Consider the following 16,821-nt stretch of genomic DNA (forward strand, 5'->3'; position numbering starts at 1 on the left):
ATTTATCTTGGTTCATTATTGAACCAAGATTTTTATATTGAATGGAGGAGATTTAGTGAAGCAACATAAAATACTAGCAATTCTACCAGCACTTATTCCCTCTACGTTAGTAGGAATTGTTAAGCCATTATTGAATTTGGATAGAGCAAGTCAAATAAAGTTTAAAGTCTCATTAAACAGTAAATATGTAAAAAACGACATTGATAAGTATGATGTAATTGTGTTTTGTCGTAATTGCGAAGCTACAGATTTAGAATTATTATACTATGCTAGATCGAAAGGGAAAAAAATAATATATGAATTAGATGATAATTTATTTGACATCAGTATAGATTCCGAATTAGGAAAATATCATAGATTTCCTGGGAGATTGTATACTGTTAAAAGGTTTTTTGAACTCTCTGATCTAGTACATGTTTATTCCAAACCGATGTTAAATTTGGCAAGTAATTATAATGCTAACGTAAAAAAAATCAATTCATATTTTGACTTTAATTTAATAAAATCAAATGTGACAAAGCGAACGAACAATAAAATTAAAATTGTGTATGCCACAGCAAGAAAAGACAATGATGAATTAAGTAAAATATTTGAAAAAGCTTTGATGAATATCATGGAAAAATATGAAGAGAATATTGAAATCTTTACTTTTGGTGAAATCCCAAGCATATTAAAAAATAAACCTAATATTTTTAAACTTAACTATATAAAAGACTATAATAAATTTATTTCCTTTTTTTCAGAACAAAATTTCGATATAGGTCTTGCTCCTTTAAACAATGATTTATTTCATCGTTCAAAAACAAATAATAAATTTCGTGAATATGGAGCTTGTGAAATTGCAGGAATATATTCTAATATTGATGTATATTCAGACTGTGTTGAACATTACGAATCAGGAATTCTTGTAGAAAACACCGAACAAGATTGGACCAATGCTATTAGCGATTTAATAGAAAATGAAAAATTAAGAAGTGATATTATTCATAATGCCAAAAATCAAGTGCAAGAAAAATTCTCTTTTGAGAGCTCACAAGCAATGTGGAAGGAAAGCATATTACAATTATTTGAAATGCATCCTCAAATAAAAGAGTTCAATTTCATTGGAAATTTTAAGGTTTTATTAGTCGTTGATAAACAAAACTATTATGACGTAGACAGTAGAATTAATGCTTTCTATGAAGCAGCAATTTTTTCTAATATGAAATATGATATTATTTTTCTAGAACATCTATTGAATAATCCAAATCTTATTATTAATTACAATATCTCGATATTCTTTTTTGAAAAAATTAGCGATTATAATAAAAGCTCAATTTCATATATGAAATTTAATAAACCTGTCATATTAGATTTTAAGGTTTTTGATGAATGGTTTGTCAAGGATTTAAATTCTAATATAAAAAAAGTATCTTCATCTAAAATTACAAATATCCCTTCAGATAAGTATGATAATTTATTTTTGGAAATTAAAAACTTTTCGGGGAATTTTGAAAATAAAAGATATACTGTAGAGGAGTTATTTCTTTTATTAAATGGAACTTCATTATATAGTCATCTTATAAATATTCAAAATAATGAAAAAGATGAGATGAAAAAAATGATTTATAGCATGCCCGAGCAAATAGAAAAAAATACTATGAATTTTTATAGTTTGGATTCACCAGTAATTAAGTGGATAAGTGTGATTGAAGAAAATGCTTTAATTGGACATGTCAAAAAAATAAGCTTGATAACCAAATTTTACAAAAAAATCGAAAGAAAATTTATTGTTAAATTAACACCATTCGTTAATCGTTATAAGAGAATTAATAATAAAATGGATGTTTTTTTATTGATTTTCAAGATTAATATTACAAAAAAATACAAATGATGGAAGGTATAAATGAAAAGAATTTTGATTATTAGTCCGGATATTATTTCGAAAAAAATGGCTGGACCTGGAATAAGATATTGGAACTTTGCAATTGAGCTTTCTAAATATTATAGCGTTGTTTTAATGACCCCTAACAAAAGTGAACTTACTCACGAGAGTTTTTCAATCGAACCGTATTCAAAAAGGAAATTGAAAAAAATAATGATTGAAATAAATGCGATTGTTTTACAGGGTTTAACTTTATTTAAAAATCAATTTTTAAAATATGCTAATATTCCGCTTATCATTGATCTTTATGATCCATTTGTATTAGAGATGTTAGAGGAAAGAACTAATCCTAAAGAGTATAATATGGACCTTAAGATATTAATTGAACAATTAAGATTTGGAGATTATTTTATTTGTGCTAGTGAAAAACAAAAAGATTTTTGGATAGGTATGTTAGTAGCAAGTAAAAGAATTAACCTAACATATTATAAAACAGACAAAGATTTAACAAAAATGATAGGAGTTGTACCATTTGGTATTTCAAATTTAGCTCCTATTGTAACCCGAAATCCATTTTCCGAAGATAATAGAATTAATGAAAATGATAGGATTATTTTGTGGGGTGGCGGGATATGGAACTGGCTAGATCCTGTCACTCTTATCAAAGCATTTCATGAATTGAAAAAGGAAATTACAAATATTAAACTGTATTTTATGGGTGTTAAGCATCCAAATGGATTAATCGAGCCTAAAGAAGTTATGAGAAAGATGTCTGAAATAATAACTATGCTCGAGATAGATGAAAATGATATTATTTTTAACGATTGGGTTGCTTACGAGGATCGACAAAACTACTATTCAAATGCAACTATAGGTGTTACAACGCATTACGAAAATTTAGAGACAAGATTTTCATTTAGAACAAGAGTATTAGATTATATCTGGTGTGAACTCCCGATGGTGCTGACTCAAGGTGATTATTTATCGAATTATATAGCTGAAAATGATTGCGGATCAAAAGTAACTCCAGAGAACATTGGCGATTTAAAGAATGAGATGAAACATCTACTTCTAAATAATGATTTATATTTACAGCAAAAGAGCAATTTTGTTAATATTAAGCCAAGTTTATATTGGCAGAACTGTACAGCGGATTTAATTGATTTTTGTAATACGCCCTTAAAAAAAGTGAAACTTAATCTACTATCGGTAATATTGGAAAAACAGAAGGATTTATTTCTTAAGTTGTATTACATCGTAGTTAAACTACCGAAAATCTGGAATAAGTTAATGAAAAACATACCCATATAAGAATTTGAAATAAGTTTTTTTCTGGAGGAATAGAAATGAAAGTAATAAAAACTAGTTTCAGTGATGTTTTTATAATAGAGCCAACTTGCTTTGTTGATCATAGAGGTTTTTTTATGGAGAGTTATAACCTAAAAGTATTTAGTGAAAATAATATTACGAATAATTTTGTACAAGACAACCAATCACTGTCCATTGAAGCAGGAGTGATTCGTGGACTACATTATCAACTTTCCCCAAAGGCACAAAGTAAACTTGTAAGAGTTGTATCAGGAGCCATTTATGATGTAGTTGTTGATATACGAAGAGGATCGAGTTCATTTGGAAAAGCACAAGGTTTTATCTTATCAGAATACAACCAGCGTCAACTATTCATTCCTAAAGGTTTTGCTCATGGCTTTTGTACTTTAGTTGCTAATACTCAAGTGAGTTATAAAGTAGATGAGTATTACTGCCCTACAAATGATCGTGGAATTTTGTGGAATGACCCATCTCTGAATATCGACTGGCCAATTTCATCCCCAATACTTTCTGACAAAGATAAACTTCATCCTACTTTAGAAGAAGCAGATATTAATTTCTAGGAAGCAGAAATCTATTAAAGATTATTTAAATTAGAAGAAAATGGGGGTAAAAATATGAAGTTACTTGTTACTGGTGGTGCAGGATTTATTGGTAGTAATTTTATCCAATATATGCTGAATCGTTATACTAACTACGAAATCTTAAATCTTGATAGCTTAACATATGCTGGAAATTTAGAAAACCTTAAATTAGTACAAGACAATAGTAATTATACATTTGTTCAAGGTGATATTTCTGACCAAAAATTTGTGTATAATTTATTTCAGCAAGGTATTGATGGGGTTATCCATTTTGCAGCAGAATCCCATGTGGATCGCAGTATTATGGATCCGGGAGTTTTTGTGAAAACAAATGTACTTGGTACACAGGTGCTGCTTGATGCTTCTAAAAAATACGGTATTAAAAAATTTGTACATGTTTCCACTGATGAGGTTTATGGATCATTAGGTGCAACTGGTCTCTTTACTGAAGAAACTCCTCTAGCTCCCAACAGTCCATATTCTGCAAGCAAAGCTGGATCTGATCTGTTGGTTCGTTCTTATTTTGAAACATTTGGTATTCCTATTAATATTACTCGTTGTTCTAATAACTATGGGCCTTATCAATTTCCAGAAAAGTTAATACCCCTAATAATTGCTAATGCGCTCTCTGATAAGTCACTTCCAGTTTACGGGGATGGTCAAAATGTAAGGGATTGGCTTCACGTAGAGGATCATTGTAGTGCCATTGATCTTGTATTTCATAATGGCATTTCAGGTGAAGTTTATAATATTGGTGGCAACAATGAGAGAACAAATATTGAAATTGTACAAAAAATTCTCTTGCAACTTGGAAAACCAGAATCTTTAATTCAATTTGTTAAGGATCGGCTTGGACACGATCGACGATATGGAATTGACGCTAGTAAGATATCGAAAGAATTGGGCTGGGAGCCGAGACATAATTTTGAAAGTGGCATTAAAGAAACCATTCAATGGTACTTGAGTAATCGAGATTGGTGGAGTCGAATACAGTCAGGAGAATATAGGAAGCATTATGTTGCACAATATGGTTCAAGATTAAGTTAATTGATTTAACTTTATAAAAAAGTACATTAATATGAAAGTTGACTCTATGTATACAGTAAGTGTTCATATAGTAACATTTAATAGCATGGATTATATAGATGATTGCTTAATAGCAGTGTTTAACCAAAGTTATTCTATTGATCGAGTTATGATTATTGATAATGCTTCAATCGATATAACTTTGAGTAAAGTGGAAGAATGGTCGGCACGATGCACAGTTATCGCTAATTCTTTTAACAATGGCTTCGCAGGCGGACACAATCAAGCCATCCGATTAACGGAAACAGATTATTGTTTAATCCTCAATCCAGATGTTGTCCTTGAACCAGATTATGTACTTAACATGGTTCGTGCGCTTCAAAATAACCCGGAGGCAGGCAGTGCAACGGGCAAACTACTTTTCAAGGCGGCTCCTCACAACATCGACAGTACCGGACTTATTATAAACAAAGCGCGAAGGGCCTTTGACCGCGGCGCGCATCAGTCTAGCGATTTATTTCAACAAGCAGAAGAAGTGTTCGGAGTCTCGGGTGCAGCAGCTATGTACAAACGAGAAATGATCAATGACATAAGCCTGAATGGAGAGTTTTTTGATGAAGACTTTTTTGCCTACAAAGAAGACGTGGATGTTGCTTGGCGAGCGCAATTACTAGGCTGGAAAGCACTATATGAGCCAACAGCAATTGCCTATCACGAACGTGGGTGGAAGGAAGGCGGCAGGAGCAGTAAACCGCTTTTTGTAAGAAGGTTATCCTATATTAATCGCTATAAAATGATGGTAAAGAACGATAACATTAAATCCATGATAAAACACATCATTCCATTGTTGGTGTATGAATGCCTTAGTCTTGTATATGCTCTTGTTCGTGAACCTAAGTTATTAGGGGCTTGGTTGGATTTTTATCGCAAGTATCCCGAACTGAGAAACAAGAGAAGCTTAATTCGTTCTAAACAAAGACAAGCATCGTCCAAAGTATATAAATGGTTCGTCAAATAATTCTCTAAGATTAGCAGCTGCTAGTCTTATTTTTTAGGCAAAATTTAATATTCCCGTGCTATACTAGGGGTAATTAATTAAAAAATGAGGTCATCCCTTGGATTTATCCATTATCATCGTGAACTACAAAACGAAGCATCTAACTCTAGCCTGTATTGAATCGGTTTTCTCGTCGATTACATCATACAAATACGAGATCATTCTTGTTGATAACGCATCAAACGATGGAACGATACTGGCTGTCAATGAGCAGTTCCCACAGGTAGTCACTATTGCCAATTCAGACAATGTAGGCTTCTCCAAAGCCAACAACCAAGGCATACGAATCGCGAAGGGCCGCTACGTCCTGCTCTTGAACTCCGATACCATCGTCCAACAAGATACGTTTCAGACAATGCTCTCTTTCATGGACGAAAACCCCATAGTCGGGGCCAGCGGCTGCAAAATCGTATTACCCGACGGTTCACTCGACAAAGCCTGCAAACGGGGCTTTCCAACGCCATCGGCCTCCTTCTACTATGCGTTCGGATTTGCCAAGCTATTTCCTAAAATTCACAGATTTAATCAATATCAGCTTGGTTATCTAGATCCTGACCAACAATACCCCATCGACTCTCTTGTCGGTGCCTTCATGCTAATCCGCCGCGAGGCCATTGACCAAGTAGGCATGCTCGATGAGGAATTTTTCATGTATGGTGAAGATATTGATTGGTGTTATAGAATCAAGGAAGCTGGTTGGGTAAACTATTATTACCCTAAGACACAAATTGTCCATCACAAAGGGGCAAGCAGTCGACGTAAGCCGTATAAAATCATCTATGAGTTTCATCGGGCGATGATCTTGTTTCATAATAAGCACTATCGTAGGAAGTATTCATGGCTGACAAATGCGATGGTTTATGCAGGTGTAGGTGTGAAATTTAGCCTTGCACTAGCGAAAAATAAATTACGTCCGGCGAGGTGATCCCGTTTGATCCGTCAGAGTCAAGGATTCTTGACCCAACTATACGCATTGGCTGATTTCATATGTATCCAGCTTGTGTTTCTCTTTTCATGGTGGCTAAAATTTAAAAGCGGTTGGATCCCATACGGGTCACCTCTGCCATTTAAACACTACGTCATGTGGAGTATTACTTACGCAGTTATCGCGATTTTCATTAGCTATTTGGTGAATTTTTATACGCCGAAGCGGAGAAAAAGGTTCTCTTTCGAGGTTTTGAAAATTATTCAAGTACATGCATTCAGTTTGCTAATGCTATTAAGTGTACTTTTTATCCTTAAAGAGGTCGACGTCTCACGTTCATACCTATTGCTGTTCCTAGTGAATAACATCCTAATCATAAGTTTTTATCGTTATATGATTAAAATCTCGCTCAAACGCGCCCGTCAAAAGGGTTACAACAAGCAATTCATTCTTATCCTAGGCGCTGGCTCGCTGGGGCGACAGTTCTATACAAAGTTGAGACAGCATCCTGAACTGGGCTATGAAGTGGTTGGTTTCCTTGACGATTACCAAGAGAAGCACGAAATACCTTACCAGAACTATAAACCAATTCTCGGCAAGATCGAAGAACTGGAATCCATTTTGACAGATCGCATCGTAGATGAGGTTATTATCGCGCTTCCTTTGGACGCTCATCAGAAGTTCGGAAGTATTATTAATGTTTGTGAAAAAATTGGCGTCAAAACGCTGATTATCCCTGACTTTTATGATTTCTTGCCATCACGGCCGTATTTTGATAATTTTGCAGATATGCCATTAATTAATGTGCGTGATATCCCGTTAGACGAGTTCCGCAACCGTTTGTTCAAACGAATTTTCGACATCGTATTCGCATCTGCTGCGATCTTGGTAACATCCCCCGTTATGCTCGCGGCTGCAATTGCCATCAAACTGAGCTCTGACGGTCCTATTATTTTCAAACAAGAACGTGTGGGCCTGAACCGTAGAAACTTTAAGATGTACAAATTCCGAAGCATGAAAGTGCTAGGAGACAAGGTTTCGAATACGGAGTGGACGGTAGAAAATGATCCGCGGCGAACGAAGGTCGGCACATTTTTACGTAAAACAAGTCTTGATGAATTGCCTCAATTCTTCAATGTGTTGTTTGGCCATATGAGTGTTGTTGGCCCGAGGCCGGAGCGTCCTTATTTTGTGGAACAGTTTAAGGAAGAAATACCGAAATATATGGTCAAGCATCACATAAGGCCTGGGATTACGGGATGGGCGCAGAGCAACGGTTTACGCGGTGATACATCGATTGAGGAACGGATTAAGCATGATATTTTCTACATCGAAAATTGGACTTTTTTATTTGATATCAAAATTATTTGGAGAACGATTGTAAAAGGTTTTATTAATAAAAACGCTTATTGATAAAAAATTTCTATTCACCCGCATGATTCGCCAACATTTTCCCCATACTATTGCATATACTGAGTAGGCGGGGAGGTTTTACTATGATCGATCATGAAGACGCTTATCAGGATGATCATTTGTCGATCGGCAAAGGTTTGATTGTCGGTGTGGTCTTCGGTTCCCTGATATGGGCAGGTATAATTGCGGGTATCGTGTATATATGGTAGTTGTATCACATAGGAAGAGGCTGCTGGGGCTGTGAAGCCCTTGGTGGCCTTTTTACGTTCTAACAGACGCACCTGTTCACCGATCTCTAAACCATTGCCTGAGGCTTTCTACGGCTCTCTTGCATATATTAGAAACAGAGGTGAGAGAAAGTATGAAGATTACGTCGACAACATTAGCGGGATTAGTGATCGTTGAACCTGAGGTCCATTCGGACCATCGGGGATTTTTTATGGAAAGTTATCATGCTAGGAAACTCGCAGAGCAGGGGATATCGATAGATTTTGTACAAGACAATCATTCTCTCTCCGAAGAAATCGGTGTGCTGCGTGGATTGCATTACCAGCTGAATCCGCATGCGCAGACGAAGTTGGTCAGAGTTATATCCGGTTCCATTTACGATGTGGCGGTTGATATTCGTCCAAGCTCTCCTACGTTTGGTCAATGGGTGGGTGTTACGCTCAGCGCATCCAATAAGCGGCAGTTGCTTGTCCCACAGGGCTTCGCGCATGGTTTCTGTACACTAGAGCCAAAGACGCAGGTGCTGTATAAGGTGGATGCATATTATTCGCCGCAGCATGACCGTGGAATTTTGTGGAGCGATCCAGCAATCGGCATAGAGTGGCCGACGAGCGAGCCTATTTTATCAGCGAAAGATGAAAAGCACCCTTTGTTAAAGGATGCCGAGAATAATTTTTGACGGAATTGAGTCCTTTGTTGGAAGTCGAAAGATGGTGCTTTTTAATATGAATCTGAGTTATTATAAGATAAAGTTATTGTGAAACGGAGCGTATAACATGGCTGAGATGACGGATCGGGAGTTCTTAAGTGCAATACTTGGTAGAATTAATGAAATTGGTGCAATTGTTACAGTGATGAATGATCGACTTGAAATTATGGATAGAAGATTAGGTCGTGTAGAGGACTCCGTACAAGAAGTCAAACAAATACAAACTCAACAAGGTGAGCAAATTGCCGGCATTGCAGTAACAACAATGATGGAACACGCGGCAAGCATTCGAACTTTAAAATTAGTCAAATAAGAGCAGGATTAGAGATTATTCTAATTCTGCTCTTTTCTTTCAAAACCACTATGCAACTCTTTTCCGTCCAAGCCCCAACTCGTCTGCATAATCGAACAAGTCCCCTCATATGCATGTACTATGTTGATGTTAATCATGAGTGAGGGGATGATCGAATGCGCCGGGTCACATGGGTTGTAGCAGTGGTAATGTGCGTAGCATTGGTTCTCGCAGGATGCGGGATGGGTAAAAAGGATGCAGGATCTATCGTAAAGGACTTGGATCATGTGATGGGCAAGTCGAGCAGCTATCAAGCATCAGGCAGCATGATTCTAAACACAGGGCAGCAGCCACAAGAGTATGCAGTTGAGGTGGCGTTTTCGCCGGAGCATTTCTACCGGATTTCACTGACAAATGCTACGAAGGATGTTACTCAAATTGTTTTGCGTAATGAAGAAGGTGTGTTCGTCTTGACGCCGCATTTGAAGAAGAGCTTCCGCTTCCAAAGTGATTGGCCGGAGAATCAAGGTCAGGTGTATCTGTTCCAATCTTTAGCGAAAAGTATTATTGCGGATAAGGATCGCCAATTTACGACGGACAAGGACTCCTACGTGTTCGATGTTGCCGCAAATTACCAGAATGAACAGCTTTCTCGCCAGAAGATCTGGCTGAATAAGAAAACACTCGCACCTGCGCAAGTTCAAGTGTCAGATGCGAATCAGAATGTATTGGTGCAAGTGAATTTCACGCACTTTGAGTTTGATACGGATTTTGATAAGGATTACTTCCAAATGGAGCGCAATATGACCAGCTGGAACTTGCAGCAAACGATGCCTACGTCAGCTGACGTTGCGGTGACTGATGCGGATCACCCTGCGGCAACTGGGGGCAAATCGGTAACGGACAAAAATCTGTCCGCAACAGGCGGCCAATCCGATCAATCTAAAGCTACGGGCACTACGACGAAACCAGATGCGTCGAAAACGGCACCAGCAACGGCCAAAGCACAAAGCATTGGCATTGTTGAGCCATACTACTTGCCAAAAGATGTTGTGAAACAAGACATCACGGATATGAAGTTGGGTGAGGATGCCGCGGTGCTTTTACGATACAAAGGCAAATATAGCTTCAATTTAATTGAAGTTAGACCGCAAGCCAAATCGGTTTCACTGCCTCCAGGGGACATTGTTGACCTCGGGTTCACGGTAGGGGTACTTACAGGGAATGGATCGAAGGATGAGCCGAGAACGCTGACTTGGACAAATGATGGTGTTGAGTTCCGCATGTTCACAGGCGATATGCCAGTTAATGAAATGATTCAAGTTGCGATGGCGACGGATGGACAGTCTGGGAAATAATCTCGATTTTGTGTCAAAATGAGAAGGCTCTGCACCCAAGGTGCAGGGTTTTTTCGCGCTATTAGCCACTATTTTCACAATAATTTTAAAAGAAGATTTATCCAATCCCCACGAACGGGCGTTTTTTTGGTATAATGCAACTTTGGAGCGAATAGATAATTGGAGTGTTTAAGATGAGTACAATTGATAATTTAACAATGGAAGAGCAGATGCTGTTCTGGGAAAATGAGACGATTGCCTTCGGGAAGCATTTAACGGACGAAGGTAAATTGAAAACAGAAACTACCGAAAAGCATGTGGATCGCATACGTTTTGTGACGACAGAGTATATGGTTCGTTATGACATCAGTTATGAGGATCTGCAAGGTGAAACGATTGTTGATTTCTTAGGTCGCTTTGCGATCAGTCATGTCTTGAATAGTACAGAGTCGGATATTACAGCTTATTTGACTGCATTGAAAAAATGGGTGCAATATCTCGGGCTTACATCCAAAATTTCGAAGGAACAAATCACATCACTGAATGAGGTATGTAAGCAAAAAACGTACTTCTTAGAGCGTTTTGATCAATATATGAAAGCAGATAGTGACTACGCATTGAAGCGTTGGTTGAACTCGAATGACATTGGGGCGCACCTATCCCCTGTTAAGGCAGCGTCGAAAAAAAAGCTGAACCCACTCGTGGTTGACGAGAAGCTGTATCAGCTTTGGATGGATGGTCGGACAGCTGTCCCGCAAATCGTTCAGGAGTTCAGAGCTTTTCTCGATGCTGTGCAGGCCGGAAAGAACGTAAAGTTGTCTGCTGCGCGCAAGCATTTGCCGCGTAAGTTCTGGAGTGAGTTCGATGAGGGGCAGGATTTACAGCTATTCCGTAAGCCAACGTTGAATCAAGACCAAGAGCCGGTGTATCAATTCTTTTTCTATGTAGCGTTAGTACTGGGAGTGACAGAAGAAGGAACACAGCTTACAGTGAATGCGAAGCAATTGGCGAACTACTTGGCCCTTTCGGAGCAGGAGCAGGCAGTCCTCTTACTAAACACACTTTGGAACAAGTTAGCATGGGGGATTCTGGAGGAAGTCAATGAAGGCGGACGTCCGGAAGATATTCAGGCTTGGAGAAGAGCCATTGCAAGTGTGCTTGCAAGCTGGACAGTCGGACTTGCGTATGATGTGAAAAAAGAATGGGATAAACATCGCCAATCCGGAATCCTTTTGGATACAAGCGCTGATGTATTCTTACACGCGGTAGCAACAATTTTGGTGCGTTTTGGCTTGATCCAAGCTCAATTCCTACCAGATTCCGAGATGAAATACGGTTTTGAGAGAAAGCCAGTCACGATGACCGTGCAAGAATCAGGTAACCGAGTATTCCGTTATTTTGTAAATGAAGCGGCTTATATATTAAAAGGTGCCCCTGTTTCTGCCTCTGAGCAAAGCAAAATTGGACGTAATGATCCTTGCCCATGCGGCAGCGGCAAAAAATATAAAAAGTGCTGCTTGTAAGCTAATTACGAGAGTTAACAGCATTTTGATATCGGGCGTAATATAAATTTACTTGGAAGTGGATAAAAGAGGTGAACGCTGGTGGATGCTTTTTATCGGCCCACGTGGGTAGAAATATCGTTAGATGCGCTGCGAAGCAACATTGAACATTTTCAGAAGGTACTGCCTGCGGGTATGAAGCAGATGGCAGTCGTTAAAGCGGATGCTTACGGACACGGGGCTGTAGAAGTATCCAAAGAGGTTCTCGCCGCTGGCGTGGATTATCTAGGGGTTGCCTTCTTTGATGAAGCGTTGGAGCTCCGAAATGCAGGCATTACTGCGCCCATTCTTGTACTCGGCTACACGCCGCCAGAGGGGATTAATCGCGCTCGGGAACTCGATGTGACGATTGCGGTATACAGTCGTGACGTATTGGAAGCACTGCGAGAGCAGGGTCATAAGCAAGAAAATGCATCGCAGAAAAAGCTGAAGATCCATATCAAATTGGATACAGGCATGGGTCGACTCGGTTTGCACACGGAAGCGGATGCAATTCCTTTTATAGAGGAAGCATTATTGCTGCCCAATGTGGATGTAGAGGGACTGTTTACACATTATGCGAATGCAGATGAAATCGATAAAAGCTACACGCTACAGCAATACGGTCGGTTCGAGCGGATTGTGAGCTATTTTACGGATAAAGGGGAGACGTTCCCTTATATTCACGCGGGGAATAGCGCGGCAGCCATTGACTTGCCGGGTTTGACCTATTCGATGGTACGCCTCGGAATCTCGATGTATGGTCTTTATCCTTCTAGAGAAGTGGATCAATCGAAGATTGAGCTTAAACCGGTGCTGAGTCTCAAAACAGGGATTGTTCATCTCAAAACGTTGCCTGCAGGTTCGGGTGTTAGTTATGGAACGATTTATCACACCAAGGGTGATGAGCAAATTGGGACATTGCCGATTGGTTACGCAGACGGGTACTCGCGCATGCTTTCCACAAAAGCCGAAGTGTTGGTTCGTGGCAAAAGAGTGCCGATCGTCGGCCGGATCTGCATGGATCAATGTATGATCAATGTATCTGATGTGCCTGATGTAGCTGCTTTAGATGAGGTTGTCCTCATCGGAGAGCAAGGTGAAGAACGCATTACCGCGGAAGATGTGGCTGATCAACTAGGGACGATCAACTATGAAATCATCTGTATGATTTCACACCGTGTTGCACGTGTCTACGTGCGAAATGGCGAACGAGTTGAAGCTCTTAATCCTCTCATGCGTCACCGTTACTAGTAAAGTAACCCTACTGCATGAATTTACCATGTAAATTTTGCAGCAATTGGAGAGGATTTTCAGAATAGGGTATAGAATACTATGTATTAACAATCTTATATCTTATGGTGTAACATATTTGATATACCGGAGGCATATATTCTATTGTATAATTTGGTTTTTGGAATGACATACTGGTAATATTGTCTTTGTATCGTTTCTGGGGGTGCGAGAGTGTGAGTAATGCGCATAATACGAAAAGGATCATGATTAGCTTGCCTGACAATCTGTTGCAAGAAGTGGACGGAATTGTTGAGAAGGAAAACTCCAATCGGAGTGAATTCATTCGTCAGGCAATGAAGCTGTATTTAATTGAACGCAAAAAGCGCAGTCTACGCGAATCCATGCAGCGTGGGTATATGGAAATGGCGAAAATAAATCTCAGCATGGCATCTGAAGCTTTTCAAGCGGAGGAAGAAGCGGACGGAACGCTTGATCGCTTAGTAAGCGGGGTGTAAGACGTGATTGTGAAACGTGGCGATGTATTTTTCGCAGATCTTTCGCCGGTCGTAGGATCGGAGCAGGGAGGAGTCCGTCCTGTTCTAGTGATCCAAAATGATATCGGCAACCGCTTTAGCCCCACTGTGATTGTTGCAGCGATTACAGCTCAAATCCAAAAGGCAAAGCTTCCCACGCATGTGGAAATCGATGCGGAGACGCACGGTTTCGATCGAGACTCGGTCATTCTGCTTGAGCAAATCAGAACAATCGACAAGCAAAGACTGACGGACAAAATTACGCATTTGGATGAAGAAACGATGCGAAAGGTTGACGACGCTTTGCAAATTAGTGTGGGACTGATAGAATTTTGAATAAGGTCTGGAACGGACGAGGGAGGAAAAGTACCCTCGTTTTTTGGTTTGTACATACATACACATACGATCAATAGAAGAGAGGTATGACTGTGGCAAATGTGGAGACAGAAGGACTAAAGGTAAAAGCAAGCGCTGGAGCGGCAGAAGGTCAAGCGGCGGAGAATATAGCAAACCCAAAAGCAAGTGAGTACGAGGAACCGAAGGAGAAAATCCAGGTTTCTGCAGAGAAGAAAGCGGAGATCCAGGAACGGATCCTGAAACAAATCTCCGCTGAATTACAGCTGCCTGCCGGCAAAGTAAAAACGACGATGGAGCTGCTGGATGAGGGCAACACGATTCCGTTTATCGCACGTTATCGGAAAGAGATGACGGGCGAACTCGACGAGAATCAGCTGCGGGATATCGAGGAGCGCTTGCAGTACTTGCGTAATCTCGAGGATCGTAAGATCGAGGTTGTTCGTCTGATTGATGAGCAGGGCAAGCTGACGGATGAGCTGCGGAGTTCAATTGAACGTGCTGTGAAGCTGCAGGAAATCGAGGATCTTTACAGACCGTACCGCCAGAAACGGAAAACAAGAGCCAGTGTTGCGAAGGAACGCGGATTGGAGCCGCTTGCAGCGTGGATTTGGAAGCAGCCTCGTCAAGGCTCGCTAGAAGAAGAGGCATCGCGTTACATCAACGCGGACAAGCAGGTTGGAAGCGCCGCTGAGGCGATCCAAGGCGCGATGGATATCCTAGCGGAGAATATCGCGGATGATGCGAAAATACGGGCCTGGGTGCGTCGATACACGCAGGATAACGGCATTATACGGACAGAGGCTAAGGATGCGAAGGCAGAGTCGGTCTATGAGATGTACTATTCCTATCAGGAGCCTGTGAAGCGCCTGCCGCCGCACCGTATTCTCGCGATTAATCGCGGGGAGCGGGAAGAGATCCTGAAGGTTGGTCTAGATGTCCAACCGGATAAAATACACGATTTCATGGTGCGTCAAATCGTAAGAGGCGATTCGGTCGTAAGAGATGTACTTCGTACGATTGTCGAAGACGCGTACAAACGACTGCTGGCGCCTTCTGTTGAGCGCGAGGTGCGCGGTGAAATGACGGAAGCGGGCGAGGAGCAGGCGATTAAGATTTTCGCGGAAAATCTGCGGAATCTCCTGCTGCAAGCGCCGATTAAGGGCCATGTGGTGCTAGGTGTCGATCCGGCGTACCGGACAGGCTGTAAGCTGGCCGTCATCGACGACACGGGTAAAATGCTTGAAATCGCCGTCACCTACCCAACGCCACCGAATAATAAGGTGGCCGAGGCGAAGGCGAAGTTCAAGCAGTTGATCAGCACATACAGCGTGGAGCTGATTGTGATCGGGAATGGGACGGCGTCCCGTGAAACGGAGCAGTTCGTTGCGGAGCTGATCGGTGAGATCAAGGAGCGGAAGCTCAAGTACTTGATCGTCAGCGAAGCGGGCGCGAGCGTGTACTCGGCGTCGAAGCTGGCGCAGACGGAGTTCCCTGAGCTCGACGTGGCCGAGCGCAGCGCGATTTCGATCGCGCGGAGGCTGCAGGACCCGCTCGCGGAGCTTGTGAAGATCGAGCCGAAAGCAATCGGCGTCGGTCAGTACCAGCATGACGTTTCGCAGAAACGTCTGGACGAGAACTTGAAGGCCGTAGTGGAATCGGCCGTTAACCATGTCGGGGTGGACTTGAACACGGCGTCCCCGTCCTTGCTTTCGTACGTGTCGGGGGTCAATGCGACACTTGCGAAGAACATCGTGAAGTATCGCGAGGAGAACGGCAAGTTCAGCTCCCGCCAGGAGCTGTCGAAGGTTCCGCGCCTTGGCGCGAAATCCTTCGAGCAGTGTGTCGGGTTCATGCGGATTGCCGGCGGGCGGAATCCGCTCGATAACACCCCGATCCATCCGGAGTCTTACGACGTGGTGGATCGGTTGTTCAAGGAGCTGCGCATCGAGCTTGCGCAGCTGGGCTCTCAGCAGCTGCTAGCGCTGCTGCAGACGTTGGAGCCAGAGGAACTGGCTCCTAAGCTTGGCGTGGGTGTCCCGACGATGCGGGACATCCTAGACAGCCTGCAGCGGCCTGGGCGGGATCCGCGGGACGAAGTTCCCGCGCCGATCTTCCGCACAGACGTGCTGCAGCTGGAAGACCTTGTGCCGGGCATGGAATTGACCGGCACGGTGCGTAACGTCATCGACTTCGGCGCGTTCGTCGATATCGGCATTAAGAACGATGGGCTGGTGCACATCTCCCAGCTCAAGAACGGCTTCGTGAAACATCCGATGGATGTGGTTTCCGTTGGAGACATCGTCCAAGTGTGGGTACTTAACGTGGACCAGAAAAAAGGCCGCGTCGGTTTAACGATGAAGAAACCGCAATAGCAGGTTGATAAGCGCGGT

At 41.4% G+C, this 16,821-nt stretch carries 16 protein-coding genes; all 16 read left to right on the forward strand.

Features of this window, described 5'->3' with window-relative positions; genetic code table 11:
* Positions 1 to 55 precede the first annotated feature (55 nt).
* The 16 genes from J2736_RS16815 (at position 56) to J2736_RS16890 (ending at position 16,803) form a co-directional block, all read left to right on the forward strand.
* A complete protein-coding gene (locus J2736_RS16815) occupies positions 56 to 1,873 on the forward strand; it encodes a glycosyltransferase (RefSeq protein WP_310499755.1) in 1,818 nt (605 codons plus the stop codon).
* A gap of 12 nt (positions 1,874 to 1,885) precedes the next feature.
* On the forward strand, positions 1,886 to 3,175 hold the full coding sequence (locus J2736_RS16820; RefSeq protein WP_310499756.1) for a glycosyltransferase: 1,290 nt from the start codon (positions 1,886 to 1,888) through the stop codon (positions 3,173 to 3,175).
* Positions 3,176 to 3,210: 35 nt separating this feature from the next.
* On the forward strand, positions 3,211 to 3,756 hold the full coding sequence (gene rfbC, locus J2736_RS16825) for a dTDP-4-dehydrorhamnose 3,5-epimerase (protein WP_310499757.1): 546 nt from the start codon (positions 3,211 to 3,213) through the stop codon (positions 3,754 to 3,756).
* A gap of 54 nt (positions 3,757 to 3,810) precedes the next feature.
* Positions 3,811 to 4,824: a dTDP-glucose 4,6-dehydratase gene (rfbB, locus tag J2736_RS16830; protein ID WP_310499758.1), complete on the forward strand. Its 1,014-nt coding sequence runs from the start codon at positions 3,811 to 3,813 to the stop codon at positions 4,822 to 4,824.
* Between the two features lie 46 nt (positions 4,825 to 4,870).
* Positions 4,871 to 5,821, forward strand: coding sequence for a glycosyltransferase family 2 protein (locus tag J2736_RS16835; protein WP_310499759.1), 951 nt, complete (start codon positions 4,871 to 4,873; stop codon positions 5,819 to 5,821).
* Between the two features lie 97 nt (positions 5,822 to 5,918).
* Positions 5,919 to 6,785 (forward strand): glycosyltransferase family 2 protein, encoded by an 867-nt coding sequence (locus tag J2736_RS16840; protein ID WP_310499760.1) that lies wholly within the window; start codon positions 5,919 to 5,921, stop codon positions 6,783 to 6,785.
* Positions 6,786 to 6,791: 6 nt separating this feature from the next.
* On the forward strand, positions 6,792 to 8,198 hold the full coding sequence (locus tag J2736_RS16845) for an undecaprenyl-phosphate glucose phosphotransferase (RefSeq protein WP_310499761.1): 1,407 nt from the start codon (positions 6,792 to 6,794) through the stop codon (positions 8,196 to 8,198).
* 83 nt (positions 8,199 to 8,281) lie between these two features.
* Positions 8,282 to 8,407 (forward strand): hypothetical protein, encoded by a 126-nt coding sequence (locus J2736_RS16850; RefSeq protein ID WP_310499762.1) that lies wholly within the window; start codon positions 8,282 to 8,284, stop codon positions 8,405 to 8,407.
* 152 nt (positions 8,408 to 8,559) lie between these two features.
* The gene (rfbC, locus tag J2736_RS16855) at positions 8,560 to 9,105 is read left to right on the forward strand and encodes a dTDP-4-dehydrorhamnose 3,5-epimerase (protein ID WP_310499763.1); all 546 of its coding nucleotides are present in this window, start codon (positions 8,560 to 8,562) and stop codon (positions 9,103 to 9,105) included.
* 97 nt (positions 9,106 to 9,202) lie between these two features.
* A complete protein-coding gene (locus J2736_RS16860; protein ID WP_310499764.1) occupies positions 9,203 to 9,448 on the forward strand; it encodes a hypothetical protein in 246 nt (81 codons plus the stop codon).
* Positions 9,449 to 9,603: 155 nt separating this feature from the next.
* On the forward strand, positions 9,604 to 10,785 hold the full coding sequence (locus J2736_RS16865; RefSeq protein WP_310499765.1) for a LolA family protein: 1,182 nt from the start codon (positions 9,604 to 9,606) through the stop codon (positions 10,783 to 10,785).
* Between the two features lie 173 nt (positions 10,786 to 10,958).
* Positions 10,959 to 12,287, forward strand: coding sequence for a YecA family protein (locus J2736_RS16870; RefSeq protein WP_310499766.1), 1,329 nt, complete (start codon positions 10,959 to 10,961; stop codon positions 12,285 to 12,287).
* Between the two features lie 81 nt (positions 12,288 to 12,368).
* Complete coding sequence (gene alr / locus J2736_RS16875) at positions 12,369 to 13,559, forward strand: alanine racemase (RefSeq protein ID WP_310499767.1); 1,191 nt, start codon at positions 12,369 to 12,371, stop codon at positions 13,557 to 13,559.
* A 215-nt stretch (positions 13,560 to 13,774) separates the two neighbouring features.
* The gene (locus J2736_RS16880) at positions 13,775 to 14,056 is read left to right on the forward strand and encodes a CopG family ribbon-helix-helix protein (RefSeq protein ID WP_028553892.1); all 282 of its coding nucleotides are present in this window, start codon (positions 13,775 to 13,777) and stop codon (positions 14,054 to 14,056) included.
* 3 nt (positions 14,057 to 14,059) lie between these two features.
* Complete coding sequence (locus J2736_RS16885) at positions 14,060 to 14,410, forward strand: type II toxin-antitoxin system PemK/MazF family toxin (RefSeq protein WP_028553893.1); 351 nt, start codon at positions 14,060 to 14,062, stop codon at positions 14,408 to 14,410.
* A gap of 212 nt (positions 14,411 to 14,622) precedes the next feature.
* Positions 14,623 to 16,803 (forward strand): Tex family protein, encoded by a 2,181-nt coding sequence (locus J2736_RS16890; protein ID WP_310499860.1) that lies wholly within the window; start codon positions 14,623 to 14,625, stop codon positions 16,801 to 16,803.
* Positions 16,804 to 16,821: the final 18 nt, after the last annotated feature.

Source organism: Paenibacillus qinlingensis (assembly GCF_031455095.1).
In the GTDB taxonomy this organism is placed as follows: domain Bacteria; phylum Bacillota; class Bacilli; order Paenibacillales; family NBRC-103111; genus Paenibacillus_E; species Paenibacillus_E qinlingensis_A.

What these genes read in the sequence shown, in the direction of transcription:
- J2736_RS16820 (WP_310499756.1), top strand. Translation starts at nt 1,886, where the DNA reads ATGAAAAGAATTTTGATTATTAGTCCGGATATTATTTCGAAAAAAATG.
- rfbC (WP_310499757.1), top strand. Translation starts at nt 3,211, where the DNA reads ATGAAAGTAATAAAAACTAGTTTCAGTGATGTTTTTATAATAGAGCCA.
- rfbB (WP_310499758.1), top strand. Translation starts at nt 3,811, where the DNA reads ATGAAGTTACTTGTTACTGGTGGTGCAGGATTTATTGGTAGTAATTTT.
- J2736_RS16835 (WP_310499759.1), top strand. Translation starts at nt 4,871, where the DNA reads ATGTATACAGTAAGTGTTCATATAGTAACATTTAATAGCATGGATTAT.
- J2736_RS16850 (WP_310499762.1), top strand. Translation starts at nt 8,282, where the DNA reads ATGATCGATCATGAAGACGCTTATCAGGATGATCATTTGTCGATCGGC.
- rfbC (WP_310499763.1), top strand. Translation starts at nt 8,560, where the DNA reads ATGAAGATTACGTCGACAACATTAGCGGGATTAGTGATCGTTGAACCT.
- J2736_RS16860 (WP_310499764.1), top strand. Translation starts at nt 9,203, where the DNA reads ATGGCTGAGATGACGGATCGGGAGTTCTTAAGTGCAATACTTGGTAGA.
- J2736_RS16865 (WP_310499765.1), top strand. Translation starts at nt 9,604, where the DNA reads ATGCGCCGGGTCACATGGGTTGTAGCAGTGGTAATGTGCGTAGCATTG.
- J2736_RS16870 (WP_310499766.1), top strand. Translation starts at nt 10,959, where the DNA reads ATGAGTACAATTGATAATTTAACAATGGAAGAGCAGATGCTGTTCTGG.